The 14,538-nt window shown below is 70.5% G+C and carries 11 protein-coding genes; 6 read left to right on the top strand and 5 right to left on the bottom strand.

All coding sequences use genetic code 11. The annotated features are described in order from the left end of the window. Positions 1 to 113: 113 nt before the first annotated feature. The 4 genes from ABZU46_RS20325 to ABZU46_RS20310 all read right to left on the bottom strand — a co-directional run bounded on the left by ABZU46_RS20325 (position 114) and on the right by ABZU46_RS20310 (position 4,061). A complete protein-coding gene (locus ABZU46_RS20325) occupies positions 114 to 719 on the bottom strand; it encodes a class I SAM-dependent methyltransferase (RefSeq protein WP_354860046.1) in 606 nt (201 codons plus the stop codon). A 128-nt stretch (positions 720 to 847) separates the two neighbouring features. Beyond that, positions 848 to 1,714 (bottom strand): carbohydrate ABC transporter permease, encoded by an 867-nt coding sequence (locus ABZU46_RS20320; RefSeq protein ID WP_354860044.1) that lies wholly within the window; start codon positions 1,712 to 1,714, stop codon positions 848 to 850. Continuing rightward, positions 1,714 to 2,670 (bottom strand): sugar ABC transporter permease, encoded by a 957-nt coding sequence (locus tag ABZU46_RS20315; RefSeq protein WP_354860041.1) that lies wholly within the window; start codon positions 2,668 to 2,670, stop codon positions 1,714 to 1,716. Before ABZU46_RS20315 ends, ABZU46_RS20320 begins: the two co-directional genes overlap by 1 nt. Beyond that, positions 2,667 to 4,061, bottom strand: coding sequence for an extracellular solute-binding protein (locus ABZU46_RS20310; protein WP_354860039.1), 1,395 nt, complete (start codon positions 4,059 to 4,061; stop codon positions 2,667 to 2,669). Before ABZU46_RS20310 ends, ABZU46_RS20315 begins: the two co-directional genes overlap by 4 nt. A gap of 116 nt (positions 4,062 to 4,177) precedes the next feature. On the opposite strand from ABZU46_RS20310, the gene ABZU46_RS20305 reads away from it, so the two are divergent. From ABZU46_RS20305 to ABZU46_RS20280, 6 genes are all read left to right on the top strand, one after another. Beyond that, positions 4,178 to 5,215: a zinc-binding alcohol dehydrogenase gene (locus ABZU46_RS20305; RefSeq protein ID WP_354860036.1), complete on the top strand. Its 1,038-nt coding sequence runs from the start codon at positions 4,178 to 4,180 to the stop codon at positions 5,213 to 5,215. Further along, positions 5,216 to 6,037, top strand: a complete 822-nt coding sequence (locus ABZU46_RS20300) for a sugar phosphate isomerase/epimerase family protein (RefSeq protein WP_354860033.1) — start codon at positions 5,216 to 5,218, stop codon at positions 6,035 to 6,037. After that, entirely contained in the window at positions 6,034 to 7,374 is a 1,341-nt protein-coding gene (locus ABZU46_RS20295) for a hypothetical protein (protein WP_354860031.1), read from the top strand. The genes ABZU46_RS20300 and ABZU46_RS20295 overlap by 4 nt, the downstream gene beginning before the upstream one ends. Positions 7,375 to 7,434: 60 nt before the next feature. After that, positions 7,435 to 7,833, top strand: coding sequence for an NUDIX domain-containing protein (locus tag ABZU46_RS20290; RefSeq protein WP_354860028.1), 399 nt, complete (start codon positions 7,435 to 7,437; stop codon positions 7,831 to 7,833). A 54-nt stretch (positions 7,834 to 7,887) separates the two neighbouring features. Then, complete coding sequence (locus ABZU46_RS20285; RefSeq protein ID WP_354860026.1) at positions 7,888 to 8,391, top strand: DUF2267 domain-containing protein; 504 nt, start codon at positions 7,888 to 7,890, stop codon at positions 8,389 to 8,391. Between the two features lie 343 nt (positions 8,392 to 8,734). After that, entirely contained in the window at positions 8,735 to 13,195 is a 4,461-nt protein-coding gene (locus ABZU46_RS20280) for a fibronectin type III domain-containing protein (RefSeq protein WP_354860023.1), read from the top strand. A gap of 50 nt (positions 13,196 to 13,245) precedes the next feature. Here the strand turns inward: ABZU46_RS20280 and ABZU46_RS20275 are convergent, their stop codons facing one another. Then, positions 13,246 to 14,499, bottom strand: a complete 1,254-nt coding sequence (locus tag ABZU46_RS20275; protein ID WP_354860021.1) for a hypothetical protein — start codon at positions 14,497 to 14,499, stop codon at positions 13,246 to 13,248. Positions 14,500 to 14,538 lie beyond the last annotated feature (39 nt).

Genomic DNA, 14,538 nt, shown 5'->3' with positions numbered 1-14,538 from the left:
GGGCCGCCGGGGGCGGCGCCCCGCCGGCCTGGACAGCCGGGGGCCGGCCGCCCCCCCCCGGCCCCCGGCCGCGCCCCGGGCCGTCGCCGCCCCGTCCTGACGCCGGTCGGGCGTCAGGCGGCCGGGCGACGCAGGATGCTGACCGCGAACGGCGCGTCGTCGCGCCACGGCCGCAGGTCCCAGGTGGCGAAGCGGTGCTCCAGGCGCAGCCCGGCGGCGACCGCGTCGGCGTCGAACGCGGTCAGCGGGTAGCCGCGTTCGGTGCCGAAGCCCACCGCCAGCACGCCGTCGGGGCGCAGGTGCCCGGCGAGTCGGCGCAGCACCTCCGGCTCGGTGCCGGCGGCGACGAAGGCGAGGACGTTGCCGGCGAGGACCGCCGCGTCGAACGGCTCCGCCTCGCCGAGCGCCGGCAGGTCCAGTTCGGCCAGGTCGGCGACCAGCCAGCGGGGGCCGGGATGGTCGGCGCGGGCGGCCTCCACCAGCGCGGGGTCGGCGTCGACCCCGACCACGGTGTGCCCGCGCTGGGCCAGCGCGGCGCCGACCCGGCCGGTGCCGCTGCCGGCGTCGAGGATCCGCGACCCGGGCGCGACGAGCGCGTCGACCAGCCGGGCCTCGCCGGCCAGGTCCGCTCCCTCGGCGGCGAGCTTGCGGAACCGGTCGATGTACCACTGCGAGTGCTCCGGACCGGTGTCGGTCGCCCAGCGGGTCGGGTTGGCCATACGGCCACCGTAACCGGGCCGGTCGGGGCGCGACGGGTCGGTCCGGCAGGCGCACCGATCGGTGGCAGCTCAGCGGCGACGGGGTCGGCGTGTCGGGCCGCTGGGCTGCCACCGATCAGGGAAACAGGTCAGCCCTTCTCCGCGCCGCTGGTCAGGCCCTCGGTGAGCAGCCGCTCGCTGGCGAAGAAGAGGATCACGATGGGCAGGGTGAGGACGACCGACCCGGCCATCAGCACCGTCTTGGGCACCTCCACGCCGTCGGAGAGCAGTGACAGCCCCAGCGACACCGTCCACCGGTCCGGCTTGTCGACCAGGAACAGCAGGGCGAAGAGGAACTCGTTCCAAGCGATCATGAAGTCGTAGAGCGCGACCGCCATGATCGACGGCAGGGCGAGGGGCAGGCTGACCCGGCGGATGATGCCGAGTCTGCCGGCGCCGTCGATGGCCGCCGACTCCTCCAGACTGACCGGGATGGTCTCGAAGTAGTTCTTCAGCATGTAGACCGACACCGGCAGGGTCTGCGAGATGTAGACCAGCACCAGGCCGAACAGCGAGCCGCGCAGCCCGGCGAGGCTGAAGACCACGAACAGCGGGATCGCGATGACGATCGACGGGAACAGGTAGACGGCCAGGAACAGGAAGTCGACCTGCCGCCGGCCGAAGAACCGGAGCCGGGCCACCGCGTACGCGCCGGGGATCGCGACGAGCAGCGTGAGCACGGTCGCCGCGACGGCGACGAGGCCGCTGTTGCGGATGAAGGTGAGGAATCCCTGGCCGCCGTCGTCGGTGGCCTTGAGCACCTCGGCGTACGTGGCGACGGTCAACTCGCCGAAGCCGACGACCAGCGAGCCCGGGTCGAGCAGCAGCCGCTCGATGGGGCGCACCGAGAGCACGAGCATGTAGTAGAAGGGAAAGACGGTGACGACCAGGAACGCGGCGATCACCAGGCGGCGCAGCCAGCGCAGGCTCACCGTCTCGACCATGTCCCGGTCCATCAGCCGACCCTCCGTCCGAAGAAGCGCAGATAGATCAGCACGAACACGATGAGCACCACGGCCAGAACGACCGCCTGCGCGGCAGCCGCGCCGATGTCGGTACGGGCGGTGAGGAACTCGTACACCCGGACGCTGACCACCTCGGTGCCGGCGGCCCCGCCGGTGAGCAGGTAGACGTCGTCGAACTTGTTGAACGTCATGATGAAGCGCAGCACCCCCAGCAGGGCGATCACCGGCAGCAGCTGCGGCAGCAGGATGTGCCGGAACCGCTGGGTGGGGGTGGCCCCGTCGACCCGGGCGGCCTCCTCCAGCTCACCGGGCACCGCCTGGAGCCGGGCCAGCAGGAACAGGAACGCGAACGGGAAGTAGCGCCACGCCTCGAACACGATGACCGTGGCCAGCGCGGTCGACTCCTGGGTGAGGAAGGGCACGGGCGCGTCCCAGCCCAGCAGGCGCTGACCCCAGTGGTTGACGATGCCGAGCTGCGGGTCGAGCATCACCTGCCAGACGAAGGTGACCGCGACCACCGGCGCCACGTACGGCAGCAGCATGGAGGCCCGCACCAGCGTGCGGCCCCGGAACGGCCGGCGCACCACCAGCGCGGCGACCAGACCGAGCGCGATCGACCCGACGGTGCCGCCGATGCTGTAGAGCAGCGTGACCCACAGCGTGTCGGCGAAGCCGGGGGTGTGCAGCACCCGGTCGATGTTGTCCATGGTGAACTCGCCGAACAGCCCGGTCTTGCGCAGGGTGGCGAGCCGGACCCGCTGGAAGGCGAGCACCACGGTCCAGATGATCGGGATGCCGATGACCGCGATGGTGACGAGCAGGGTCGGCGCGACCAGCGCCAGCCCGGCACGGGACTCGCGGCGGCGCAGCGTCAGTGGTCGGCGGCGGGGCGGCTCCGGCCGCTCCTCGGTGGGGGAGCGGCCGGTGTCGGGGGCGGTGGTGGTCAATTGACGCCTGCCTTGATCGCTTCGACGTCCTTCCTGGCCCGGGCGGCGGCGGCCGCCGCGTCGGTCTTGCCGGAGGTGAGGTCGCCCAGCACCTTGGGCACCGGCAGCTCGCCGAGCATGGCGCCGACCAGCTTGCCCTGCCTCTGGCTGAGCCCCCACCGCCCGAAGGTGTCCGGGCTGCTGCGCAGGGTGGCCAGCACCTCGTCGCCGTACACGTCGGCGAGGGGCAACTTGGCGTCCACGCCGGCCTGGCTGGTGTTCCAGGCGGTGAGAAACGCCTCCGGCTCGGCCGGGGTGCCCTTGCGCACCGGGAATCGACCCTCGGGGGACATGCCGAACCAGCGCGGGTAGCCGTCACCGAGCATGTATTCCACGAAGGACTTCGCCGGGTCGGCCGCCGCGCCGTCGAGCACGGCCCAGGAGCTGATCTCGCCGTACTGCGCGGGTTCGGTGCCGTTGGGGCCCTTGATCGCGGTGACGAACCCGCTGTTCTTGGCCAGGAACCTCGGGTCGGCCTGGCACTGCGGGCAGGTCGGCTTGGCGTCGTTGCGGAGCCCGGCCAGCTCGTCGAGGATGAACGGCGACCAGATCACCATGGCCGCCTTGCCCGCGAAGTAGGTGGCCCGCGTGGTGTCCACGTCCTGCGCGCCCTTCACCGAGCTGGTGCGGATCAGGTCGCCGTAGAAGCGGAACGTCTCGACGCACTGCGGCGAATCGAGCGTCACCGCGCCCGAGTCGTCGGTGAGCTGGCAGCCGTTGGCCAGTGCCAGGTGCTCGAAGGTCTGCTGGGTGAACACGTCGCTGGGCGAGGTCGCCGCGGTGATGCCGGCGACGCCGCCGGTGTTCAGCTTCGCCGCGGCGGTGGTGATCCGTTCGTACGTGTCGGGGGCGGGCAGGCCGGCGGCGGCGAACAGGTCCTTGCGGTAGACGAGCAGTTGCCCCCACCCGTCGCTGGGCACGGAGAGCTGCTTGCCGTCGTCGGAGGTCAGCTCCAACGCTCGCGGAGAGAACGTCTGTCGGCCCAGCTTGTCGACGACCTCCGCGTTGGCCGAGGCGTGCAGCAGCTCGTTGCCGGCGAGCGTCCGGATGCCGGCCAGGGAGACCGAGCCGACCACGTCGGGCAGGTCGCCGGCGGCGGCGTTGGCGGCGATCAGGGAGGGGAACTGGTCCTCGTTGACGGTCACGAGGTCGACCTGGATCCCGGTCTTGGCGGTGAAGTCCGCGATGATCGCCTTGGTGGCGGTGACGCGGTCGGCAACGTCCTCCAGGCTCCAAACAGTGATCTTTTTGCTGTTGCTGTCTGATCCGTCATCTCCGCAGGCCAGCAGGGTGGACGCGGTCAATGCCATGATCAGGGTGGTGGCGAGTATCCGCCTCGGAGGTGCTGACATCGGTGGCACTCCTCTCGAAGGGTACATGCCGGATTCAACACCTTCGATTGATCAATAACAAGACATATTGCGATTTTGTGTCTATCCTGGAGCCCAGTGCTACCGGGATGTGACACATGGGCAACTGGGTGGTCTCTCTCGCCGGGCCTCGACGGATCAGCCTCGAGCCCTGCCCGCCGGATCCGCTCGGCCCGGGCCAGGTCCGGGTCCGCACCTGCTACTCGGGCATCTCCGCCGGCACCGAGCTGACCCTCTACCGGGGCAGCAATCCCCGGCTCAGCAAGGACTGGGACGACGCCGCCCGCATGTTCCTCCCCCGCCAGACCCCCGTGCCGTACCCGCTGATCGGCTTCGGCTACGAGGAGGTCGGCGAGGTCGTCGAGGTGGCGCCGGGCGTCGTCGACCGGCACCCGGGGCAGCTCGTGTGGGGCATCTGGGGGCACCGGGCCGAGGCGGTGCTCGCCGCCGACGCGGTCCGGCCGCTCCCCGCCGACCTGGACCCGCTCGCGGCGGTCTTCGCCCGGCCGGGCGCGATCGCGCTCACCGCCGTGCTCGCCGGTGACCTGCACCTGGGCGACTGGGTAGGCGTCTTCGGGCAGGGCGTCATCGGGCTGCTCGCCACCCGGCTCGCCGTGCTCTCCGGCGCCCGGGTGGTCGCCGTCGACCAGGTGCCCGGCCGGCTTGCGTACGCCACCCGCTACGGCGCGCGGTCCACAGTGGATGTCGCAACCCAGTCTGCCGCCGCCGTGCTGCGCGCGGCCACCGACGGCCGGGGCGCGGACGTCTGCCTGGAGCTGTCCGGGGCGTACCCGGCGCTGCACGAGGCGATCCGCTCCACCGCACACGCCGGCCGGGTCGTGGCCGCCGGCTTCTACCAGGGCCAGGCCGACGCGCTCGGCCTCGGCGAGGAGTTCCACCACAACCGCATCCAGTTGGTGGCCGCCCAGGTCTCCGGGCCCACCCCCGCGCCGGGCATGGCCGGCCGGTGGACCGGAGACCGGGTCGCGCAGACCTTCATGGACCTGGTGGCTGAGCGCAGCGTCGACCCGTTGCCGCTGGTCAGCCACATCGTCGACGCCAGCGCGGTCGCCGACGCCCTCGCGCTGCTCGACCGCGGCGCCGGTGACGTCCTCCAAGTGGTGTTGAGGTTCTAGATGACCACCATCGCGCTGGCCTGCCAGGAACAGCTCCTGCCGGGCACCAACCTGATCCAGAAGTACGCCCTCGCCACCGCGCTCGGCTACCAGGGCATCGAGCTGCGCGGACGCGGTGACCTCGCGTTCGCCGACCGACTGCCCGAGCTGCGCCGGGCCCGCGCCGCCGGGGTGGTGATGCCCACCGTCTGCGTCGAGATGGACCACTTCATCGGCGACTTCGACCCCGCCCGGTCCGCCGACGCCGTGCGCAACCTGCGCTCCCAGCTCTCGGTCATCGCCGAGCTGGGCGGCGTCGGGGCGATGACCCCGGCCGCGTGGGGCATGTTCTCCCGGCGGCTGCCGCCGTTCGAGCCGCCACGCCCGCCGGCCGGCGACCGCCAGGTGCTCCTCGACGCCCTCGGCGAGCTGGGCGAACACGCCCGCGCCGAGGGGGTCACCCTCTTCCTCGAACCCCTCAACCGGTACGAGGACCACATGGTCAACCGGCTCGACGAGGCGGTCGCCCTGTGCGCCGCGCTCGGGCTGCCCTCGGTGCGGGTGGTCGCCGACACCTTCCACATGAACATCGAGGAGGACGACGTGCACCGGGCGCTGCGCGCCGCCGCGCCGTACCTCGGGCATGTGCAGGTCAGCGACTCCAACCGGTACCAGCCGGGCACCGGGCACCTGGACTGGCCGGCGCTCGTGCGGACCCTGCTGGAGCTGGACTACCGTGGCTGGCTGGCCCTGGAGTGCCGGCTGCGCGGCGACCCGGTCCGGGCCCTGCAACAGGCCGCCGCGGTGCTGCGGCACGCGCTGCCCCGGCAGGCCGCCGCATGACCGCCGGCGCTGTCCCCACCCGCACCGGTGGTCCGACCGATCTGGCCGGGCTGCGTCGGCTCGCCGTCGCCACCCTCGACGCCAACTGGGAGCACGACCACACCGTCCCGTCGCGCACGCTCTACCCGCACCAGTGGAGCTGGGACTCCGCGTTCATCGCGATCGGGTTGGCCCACGTGCGTCCCGAACGGGCCTGGCAGGAGCTGACGAGCCTGTTCCGGGCGCAGTGGGCCGACGGGCGGGTGCCGCACATCGTCTTCAACCCGGCGCCGCGCGTCGGCGCGTACTTCCCCGGGCCGGAGCTGTGGCGCTCGTCCGACGTCGAGGGCGCGCCGACGATGGACACCTCCGGCCTGGTCCAGCCGCCGGTGCACGCGCTCGCCGCGCTGCTGGCGTACCGGCGATCGCCCGATCCGGCCGGGCTGGCCGCGCTGGGCCGGCTCTACCCGGCGCTGGTCGCCCAGCAGCGGTACCTGGCGACGCGGCGGGACGTCGCCGGCGACGGCCTGGTGTGCGTCGTACACCCGTGGGAGTCCGGTCTGGACAACAGCCCCGCCTGGGACGAGCCGATGGCCGCGGTCGACGCCGACGCGGCGGTCATGCGCGCGTACCGTCGGCACGACACCGCGCACGCCGACGCCGCGCACCGCCCCACGGACCTGGACTACGCGCGCTACCTGGCGATCGTCGCGGCCTACCGCGACCACGGCTACGCCGACCGCGACCTGGCCGACGGCCATCCGTTCCTGGTGGAATGCCCGCTGTTCAACGCGGCGTTCGGGGCCGCCGAGCACGCGCTGGCCGAGATCGCCGCGCTGACCGGCGCGGACCCGGCCCCGCACCGGGTCCGCGCGGACCGCGTCACCGAGGCGTTGGTACGCCGGCTGTACGACCCGGGCACCGGCACGTTCCAGCCCCGCGACCTGCGCACCGATCGGCTCGTCGGCGCGCGTACCGTGCTCGGGCTCGCGCCGCTGATCCTGCCCGGCCTGCCCGCCCGGCAGGTCGACGCGCTGGTCGTCGAGGCCCGGTCGCCGCGCTTCGGGGTGGCCCGGTGGATGGACCGGCCGTTGCCGACCTACGACCGCACCGCGACCGACTTCGAACCGGTGCGCTACTGGCGCGGGCCGAGCTGGCTGAACATCGGCTGGCTGGTGCGGCGTGGCCTGCTGACCCACGGGCATCCGGAGCTCGCGGCCGGCCTGCGCCGCTCGATGATCGACCTGGTCGCCGGGGCGGGCTGCCACGAGTACTTCCACCCGGACACGGGTGCCGGGCTGGGCTCACCGGCGTTCGGCTGGACCGCCGCGCTGCTGCTCGACCTGCTGGCCAACTGAGTGTCTCGCGGTCCGCGCCGGGTGGTAGCGTGCCCGCTCTCAGCGGGGCGGGAGGCGCGCGTGCGCGAGATCGACAAGGTGGCCTGGATCCTCATCGAGGACGGACGGGTGCTGAGCACCCGTTCGCAGGGCAAGGATGTGTGGTACCTGCCCGGCGGCAAGCGCGAGCCGGGGGAGAGCGACCTGGAGACCCTGCGCCGGGAGATCGACGAGGAGTTGAGCGTCGAGGTCGACGTGCGAAGCGCGGTGCACCTGGGCACGTTCAGCGCGCAGGCGCACGGGCACGCGACCGGGATCACCGTTCGGATGACCTGCTACCAGGCCGGATACCGGGGGCTGTTGCGGCCGGCCAGTGAGATCGCCGAGATGGCCTGGCTCGGGTACGCCGACCGGCACCGCACCTCCCCGGTCGACCAGCTCATCTTCGATCACCTGTTGGCCGCCGACCTGCTGCGCTGACTGGCCCGCTTCCGGCGCTGTTTGCCCTCGTCGGGCGCGGGTAACCGCCCGGGCGTGACCGACAGCGCGGGCGGCGACGGGTTTGGGCACTTCATCGACGCGGTGTCCCGGCGCTCCGGCCTACCGACCGGGCAGGCTGCCGCTGTCGCCCGCGCGGTGCTCACCACGATGGCGGAACGCGTCACCGGTGCCGCGCCCGACCCCGCCGGGCACCTCCCCGACCAGGTCGACGGCTACCTGTACGACTTCGCGCCGGATGCCCACCCGACCGACCCGACCCCGGCCGTCACGACCGGCGGCGACGGGTTCGACACCGGTGTGGGCCTCGACGTCGGTGGGCCGGCCACGCCGCCACCCATGGACGCCGGTCCGGTGGACTTCCTGCGCCGGGTGAGCCAGCGTGCCGGAGTCGACGCGGCCACGGCACGGTTGGGCACGGGCGCCGTCTTCGCGACCCTGCGCGAGGCGGTGACCGTACGGGAGTTCCACGAGATGGTGGCCCGACTGCCCCGCGACGGGAGCGAGCCCGATCCCGTCTGGCCGACGAGCGATTGGTGACCTCCTGCCCACCCTCGTCAGCGCCGCGTGGTCGGCGTTGCTCTGTCGCGGCATCCGGACGCTCCGGCCCCGACTGGCAGGGAGGCCGGGCTGCCCCGGTCCGCAGGTGCCCACGGCATCTCGTGCTTGATCGACTCTGGGTCGCCAATGTCGGGGTATCGGGGCGTGCGTAATCCGTTACCTCGCCGATGTGGCTTCGATCTGGCCAACAATAGCTACTTTTCGGGCAATCGTGATCATTAAATAATGCGGGGTCGCTGAAGGGTGTCAAGACCTGCTAGCTTCAGCGCCACCTCGATCTCCTTCCGAAGGGGACGACGCCTCATCAGCAAAGGAGGTTGCGTTGTCCCTGTTCCAACACGGACTTCGACGCACCATCAATGGCGCGATTGCCCTCTCCCTCGCGGTTGGCACATTAATTGCCATGCCAGCGCGTGCGGAAGCAGTGGCGTCATTGCCCGCAGGGGGTATGTCGGCCGCAGCCCTGAACGCCATGTTCACCCAGTACGGAAACGCTGGGGGTCACTGGACCGGCGGTGATCGGACATTTTCGGTCCTCCTCCCGGACGGCAGAGTGGCATGGCTCTTCTCTGACACATTCCTCGGCTCGGTGAATTCTGACGGGTCACGCCCGGTCAATTCTCCGATGGTGCACAACACGCTCGTGGTGCAGGAGGGATCCGCGCTAACCGCGACCCTGCACGGCGGGACGTCGAGCGCTCCCAAGTCTCTCATGTGCGACGACAGCGTCGGCCTCGGTTGTTGGGTCGCAGGTGCAGTCGTCAACGGCAACAATCTCGAAGTTCTGGTCAACAGGTACGAAGCTACGGGCCCCGGAAATCTGGACGTCGTACCGACCGGGAACGCGCTCGTTACGTTGAGCCTTCCGGCGCTCACGGTTTCGCAGGTGCGTGAGCTGCCGTACGACCCTCGGATCACCTGGGGGCAGACGTTGGTGAACGACAACGGGTACACCTACGTATACGGATCGGAACACGCGGCTGACTTCAAGTTTGCCCACGTGGCGCGGGTGCCGATTGGAGGATTGGCCGGGCAGTGGCAGTTCTGGAATGGTGCTGCCTGGTCCACGGACGAAAGCTCCTCGGCGCGAATCGTCAGTGGAGTCGGTACGGCGTTCACGGTCAGCAAGCTGGACGGGCGTTACGTCATGACGACGGTGGATACCCACCTGGTCTTCAACAACGTGATTGTCGCCTACTTCGCGGACTCGCCCACCGGGCCGTTCAGTGGGCCGACGGAATTGGCGCGGGCGCCGGAGGTGGGAAATGCGCCTCCCATCATCGTCTACGACACGTCCGTACACCAGGATCTGGCGCGACCCGGCAAGCTACTTCTGTCGTATAACGTCAACGCCCTCAACACGGAAGACTCCATCGCCGACGTTTCCATCTACCGGCCGCGGTTCATCGAAATCGATTGGCCCCGAGCGGTGCCGGACCCGACGCGGCTACCGGCGGCGCCCACCAACCTCACCGCGACCGCGGACTCGGTGGGTGGCGTCCATCTCGCCTGGCAGGGGCCGACCGGCCAAGGGCTCAACTACTGGATCTACCAGAGGGACACGACCGTCGGACAGATCCAGTGGGTCCGACTTCCTGCCTCGACAGGTGCGACCAGCATCGACCTCAGCCTGCTGCGGGACAGTCATCTCTACGAGTACAAGGTCACCGCCGAGAACGAGGTCGGCGAAGGGCAGCCTTCGAACACGGCGTCGGCGACGGTTCGGGTGGAGCCTCCTCCCGCACCCACCGGCCTGGTCGCCGCCCCGAAGACATCGGGCGACATCGTGCTGAACTGGCAGCCGGCGGACCGAGCCTGGTACTACCAGGTCGAACGCCTGGACATCACCGCGGGCAAGACCGAGTGGCTGCCACTCGCGCACCCGGACGGATCCGCCACCACCCTCACTGTCAGCTTGCTCGACCACCAAGCCGAATACGAGTTCCGCGTCCGATCCGTCGGCGGTGGCGGGGAGGGGCCGTGGTCGTCGACGGCTCGGGCCACCGCCAGCTACGCGGTGCCGGCAGCGCCCAGCGGCCTCGTGGCGACCGCGCGATCGAATGGGGACGTGGCACTGTCCTGGACCGCGCCGCCGGGCAGGGTGTGGCATCGGGTCTACCAACGGGACATCACCGCGGGGGAGACCACCTTCACGGCCTGGCCGCTGCCGGTCGTGGACATGACCACCGCGACAGCCACCTACCTGCTGCACGGTCACGAGTACGAATTCAAGGTGGCCGCTACCAACCAGGGCGGGGAATCGGCCCATTCCAACACCGCCCGCGCGACCGCCACTTTCCCCCTACCCGGTGCGCCGACGGCCTTGACGGCCACCCGCGGCGACGGTCAGGCGACTCTCAGCTGGCAGGCTCCCGGCCCGAACGTGTGGTACCGCGTCTACCAACGCGACGTGACCGCTGGCGAGGCGGCTTTCACGCCGTGGCCGTACCCGGTGACCGAAGGCACCACCGCGAAGGCGCTCTATCTCGTCAATGGACACCAGTACGAGTTCAAGATCTCCGCGACGAACGGCGCCGGCGAGGGACCGGCGAGCAACGTCGCGGCGGTGACTCCCGCGCCGGCACTGCCGGCCGCGCCAGCGAGCCTGTCCGCCGTGGCGAAGTCCGACGGGACCATCCAGCTCTCCTGGCAGGCGGTCACCGCCAACGTCTGGTACCGCGTCTACCAACGCGACGTGACGGCGGGCGAGTCCGCGTTCAAGGCGTGGCCCTACCCGGTCACGGAGGGCACCACGGCCACCGCCCAGTACCTGACCCACGGGCATCGCTACGAGTTCAAGGTCGCGGCCACGAACGCGGCCGGCGAGGGACCGAGCAGTACGGCCGCGAGCGCCACCTCGTCGTACGCCCTCCCGAGCGCTCCGACCAACCTTCGTGCCGCCGCGATGGGCGAAGGAAAGATCGAACTGAACTGGGACACCCCCGTGGCCGGCGCGTACTCCGCCATTTACTGGCGAGACGTCACCGCGGGTCAGAGCACCTTCACCCGGCTTGAGTACCTCAGCAGCGAGACCTCGATCACGATGGAGTATCTCCTCCACGGGCACGTCTACGAGTACCGGGTCGCCGCGATGAACGTTGCCGGCGAGGGGCCGAAGTCGTCGTCGGTCCAGGCCACCGCCTACTACAGTCTGCCGTCGCCGCCGTCGAACCTCTCGGCCCAGGCGGGCGATGGCAAGGTCACCCTGTCCTGGTCCCGGTCCGTGACCCCCAACGCCCAATACTTCGTCTATTTCCGGGACACCACCGCTGGGCAGTCGTGGCAGCGGACCCCGTTGCCGATCGACGGCAACTCGATCACGATGCAGTTCCTGGAGAACGGGCACTGGTACGACTTCAGGGTCACGGCGTCGAATGCGGGTGGACAGAGCCCGGCGTCCAACACCGTCTCGGCCAAGCCCCTGCCCCCGCTTCCCGCGCCCCCCTCGAATCTGACCGCGAGGGCGGGTGACGGCGAGGCCACCCTCAGTTGGACTGCGAGCACATTCCCCAACGCCTACTACCTGATCGAGTATCGGGATGTGACCGCGGGACAGAGTTGGCGACGGGCCGAGTATCCGGTCCCGGGTGGCACCAGCATCACCATGGGCTTCCTGAACAACGGGCACGTCTACGAATACCGCGTCCGCGCCAGCAACGTCGCTGGTGAGAGCAGCCCGTCAAATGTGGTGAGCGTACGACCGATGCCGCCCGTACCGCAGGCACCCACTGGCCTCAAGGTGACGTCGGTCGGCTGCGGGAGCGTCACGCTGAGCTGGACGCCGAGTGCCACGAAGAACGTCTATCACTGGATCGAGTACCGGGACGCGACGTCCGGCCAGAACTGGACGCGCGGGATCTATCCCATCGTCGGCCTGTCCACCATCAAGATGGACATCCTCATCAACACGCACACCTACCAGTTCCGGATCTTGGCCGACAACATCAGTGGGGAGAGCCCACTCAGCAACACCGTCAGCGCCAAGCCGGTCGCTCCGACGCCAGGGCCGGCGCGGTCGTTCTACGCCACCCCTGGCGATGCCCGGGTGGACCTGAAGTGGTCACGGTCCACCACGACCGATTGTGGCGTGCCCTACTACCAGGTCCAGGTCCGCAACAAGTGGGAGCGGCGCGACTGGATGGCGGTGTACAACACCACGGACACGGCATTCACCTGGTACAACGACAACAGTCGTGACGTCTACGAGTTCAGAGTGGTAGCCATCAACGAGTCCGCTTCGTCGTACAGCGCGGTGGCCAGCGAGGTGGCGTTCTGGGTCCCGTCGGCCTCGACCGTGACCCGTTCCGAGAATTTCTGGAACGGGAGCAACACCGCCGGGTTGGGGTGGGCGACGACACATGGCTCGTCCTGCTTCAAGGATCTGTGGCAGAAGGTTTGTTTCGGCGAGACACCGCCGCTAGGTGACCAGCCGCAGACGACAGGCGACTATTTCTTCTTCAAGGGTCGCGACAAGTTCAAAGAGGAGCTTCGATACGAAGCCAGGAGTCGCGTGTGTCTCCAGGACAAGTACGGTCGCGCGGTTGCCGAGCAGAAGGGACCGGACCTCATGCGACACGAGGCTTTCCACTCTGCACAATGGACCACTTATGGGATTGGAGCGGTCCCACGTTTCCTCGATGACTACACCTTTGCAGTGCTCTACTCCCTGGGGCGTTACCAGAATAAGTGGCAGGGTAACCGCTTCGAGGTTGCCGCGAATCTGTATCAGGGTGGATACGGCGCGCCCTACGACGATAGTTGCGACTTCGACCCCAACAACTAGGAAGTGACCGGGCGCTGACGGGTGTCGGCCGGCTGGACTGCCGGCACCCGTCAGCGCTCGGTGTCGATCCCGTCCACGTCCGCCGGCTCGGTGACCCAGGCCGAGAAGACCGGCACCCCGTGCCAGGGCCCGGTGCTCCCGTCCGCCCTGCTGTCGGTGGCGACGGCCACCACGGCGTACGGGTGGCCGAAGCGCAGCTCGGCAGTGCGGGCGACCCCCTCCGGTGGCAGGCTGACCGTGCCGAACATCCCGGTCACCGCCGCCGCCTCGAACCCGTACCGGCCGTACCGGGCCATCGTCACCTGACCCGCCTCGAAACCTTGGACCGGTTGGCCGAGTGCCCGAGCCAGTGTGACGACCGCGGCCTCGAAGCCCAGCGTCTCGGCCGTGAGATCGTGCTCGCTCCGCGCCGACCAGCAGGGGAGTATCGCCTCATGCCGCTCCTCGCGGCCATCGCGCGCACGGGTCCGTACCCGCTCCTCGCGCAGTGTCCACAGCGGGGTCTCGCCGAGGGGCAGGTCGAACAGTGACCGCCGGCCCGCCGGTTGCGCGCCGTCGGCTGCGCCGGCGCTGAGACGGTACGCGGCGGCGAGCACATCGCCCGCCGGCACGTCCGGCGCGGCGGCCACCGAGAGGACCACCAGCCCCGCGCCCTCGCTCGCCTGGGCGCGGGCGGCGTGCACGATCACGTCACCCGCCCGTTCGGTCGCGACGATGGCGCCCCGGTGCCCGTGGCTCGGGCTGCGCAACGCCTGACGGAGGTCGCCGGCCCAGGCGCTACCGGGACCGAGCGCGCGGGCGTCAGTGGCGTCGAACGGCTCGGCCCACGAGATCCGGGTGGCCAGCGCGCTGGCCAGGGCGAACACCACGTCCGGGCGGACCTTCAGGGGGAACGTCTCGATCAGGCCGTCGGTGTGCTCGCGCGCCCAGGCGTCCAACCCGGCCTGGTCGGGGAGCGCCCCGACCTCGGTCGTCGCCGGGAGCGCGGCCCGCCATCCGGCCGACTCGTCGACTCCTCGAACCGCTCGGAGCCACAACGCTGTGGCGGACGCGACCAGCGGGTGCGGCGCCTCCAGCAGCGTGCGGGCCACGTCGGCCGCGCTGCCCAGGTCGGTGCCCAGGGCCGCCGCCAGTCCCTCGCCCGCCGCGTCCAGGCGGGCCGCCGGGCCGGCTTCGGTCGTCGCGGCGCTGACGGCGAGCAGCAGCCAGGCGCCGAGCGGGGAGGCGACGTGGTGCCGATCGCCGATGGTGGCGTGCAGCCGTTCGGCGTACGCGGACAGCGGGCCGTGCAGGTCGGTCGTCATGCCCCCACTCTGCCCGGCGCGACCCGGTCCGGCATCCGC

Source organism: Micromonospora sp. NPDC005197, assembly GCF_040608295.1.
Taxonomy (GTDB): Bacteria; Actinomycetota; Actinomycetes; order Mycobacteriales; family Micromonosporaceae; genus Micromonospora.
This window is presented reverse-complemented; position numbering and strand designations above follow the sequence as displayed.

Coding starts and splice junctions, on each gene's coding strand:
- ABZU46_RS20325 (WP_354860046.1), bottom strand. CDS start 719: ATGGCCAACCCGACCCGCTGGGCGACCGACACCGGTCCGGAGCACTCG.
- ABZU46_RS20320 (WP_354860044.1), bottom strand. CDS start 1,714: ATGGACCGGGACATGGTCGAGACGGTGAGCCTGCGCTGGCTGCGCCGC.
- ABZU46_RS20305 (WP_354860036.1), top strand. CDS start 4,178: ATGGGCAACTGGGTGGTCTCTCTCGCCGGGCCTCGACGGATCAGCCTC.
- ABZU46_RS20300 (WP_354860033.1), top strand. CDS start 5,216: ATGACCACCATCGCGCTGGCCTGCCAGGAACAGCTCCTGCCGGGCACC.
- ABZU46_RS20310 (WP_354860039.1), bottom strand. CDS start 4,061: ATGTCAGCACCTCCGAGGCGGATACTCGCCACCACCCTGATCATGGCA.
- ABZU46_RS20275 (WP_354860021.1), bottom strand. CDS start 14,499: ATGACGACCGACCTGCACGGCCCGCTGTCCGCGTACGCCGAACGGCTG.
- ABZU46_RS20295 (WP_354860031.1), top strand. CDS start 6,034: ATGACCGCCGGCGCTGTCCCCACCCGCACCGGTGGTCCGACCGATCTG.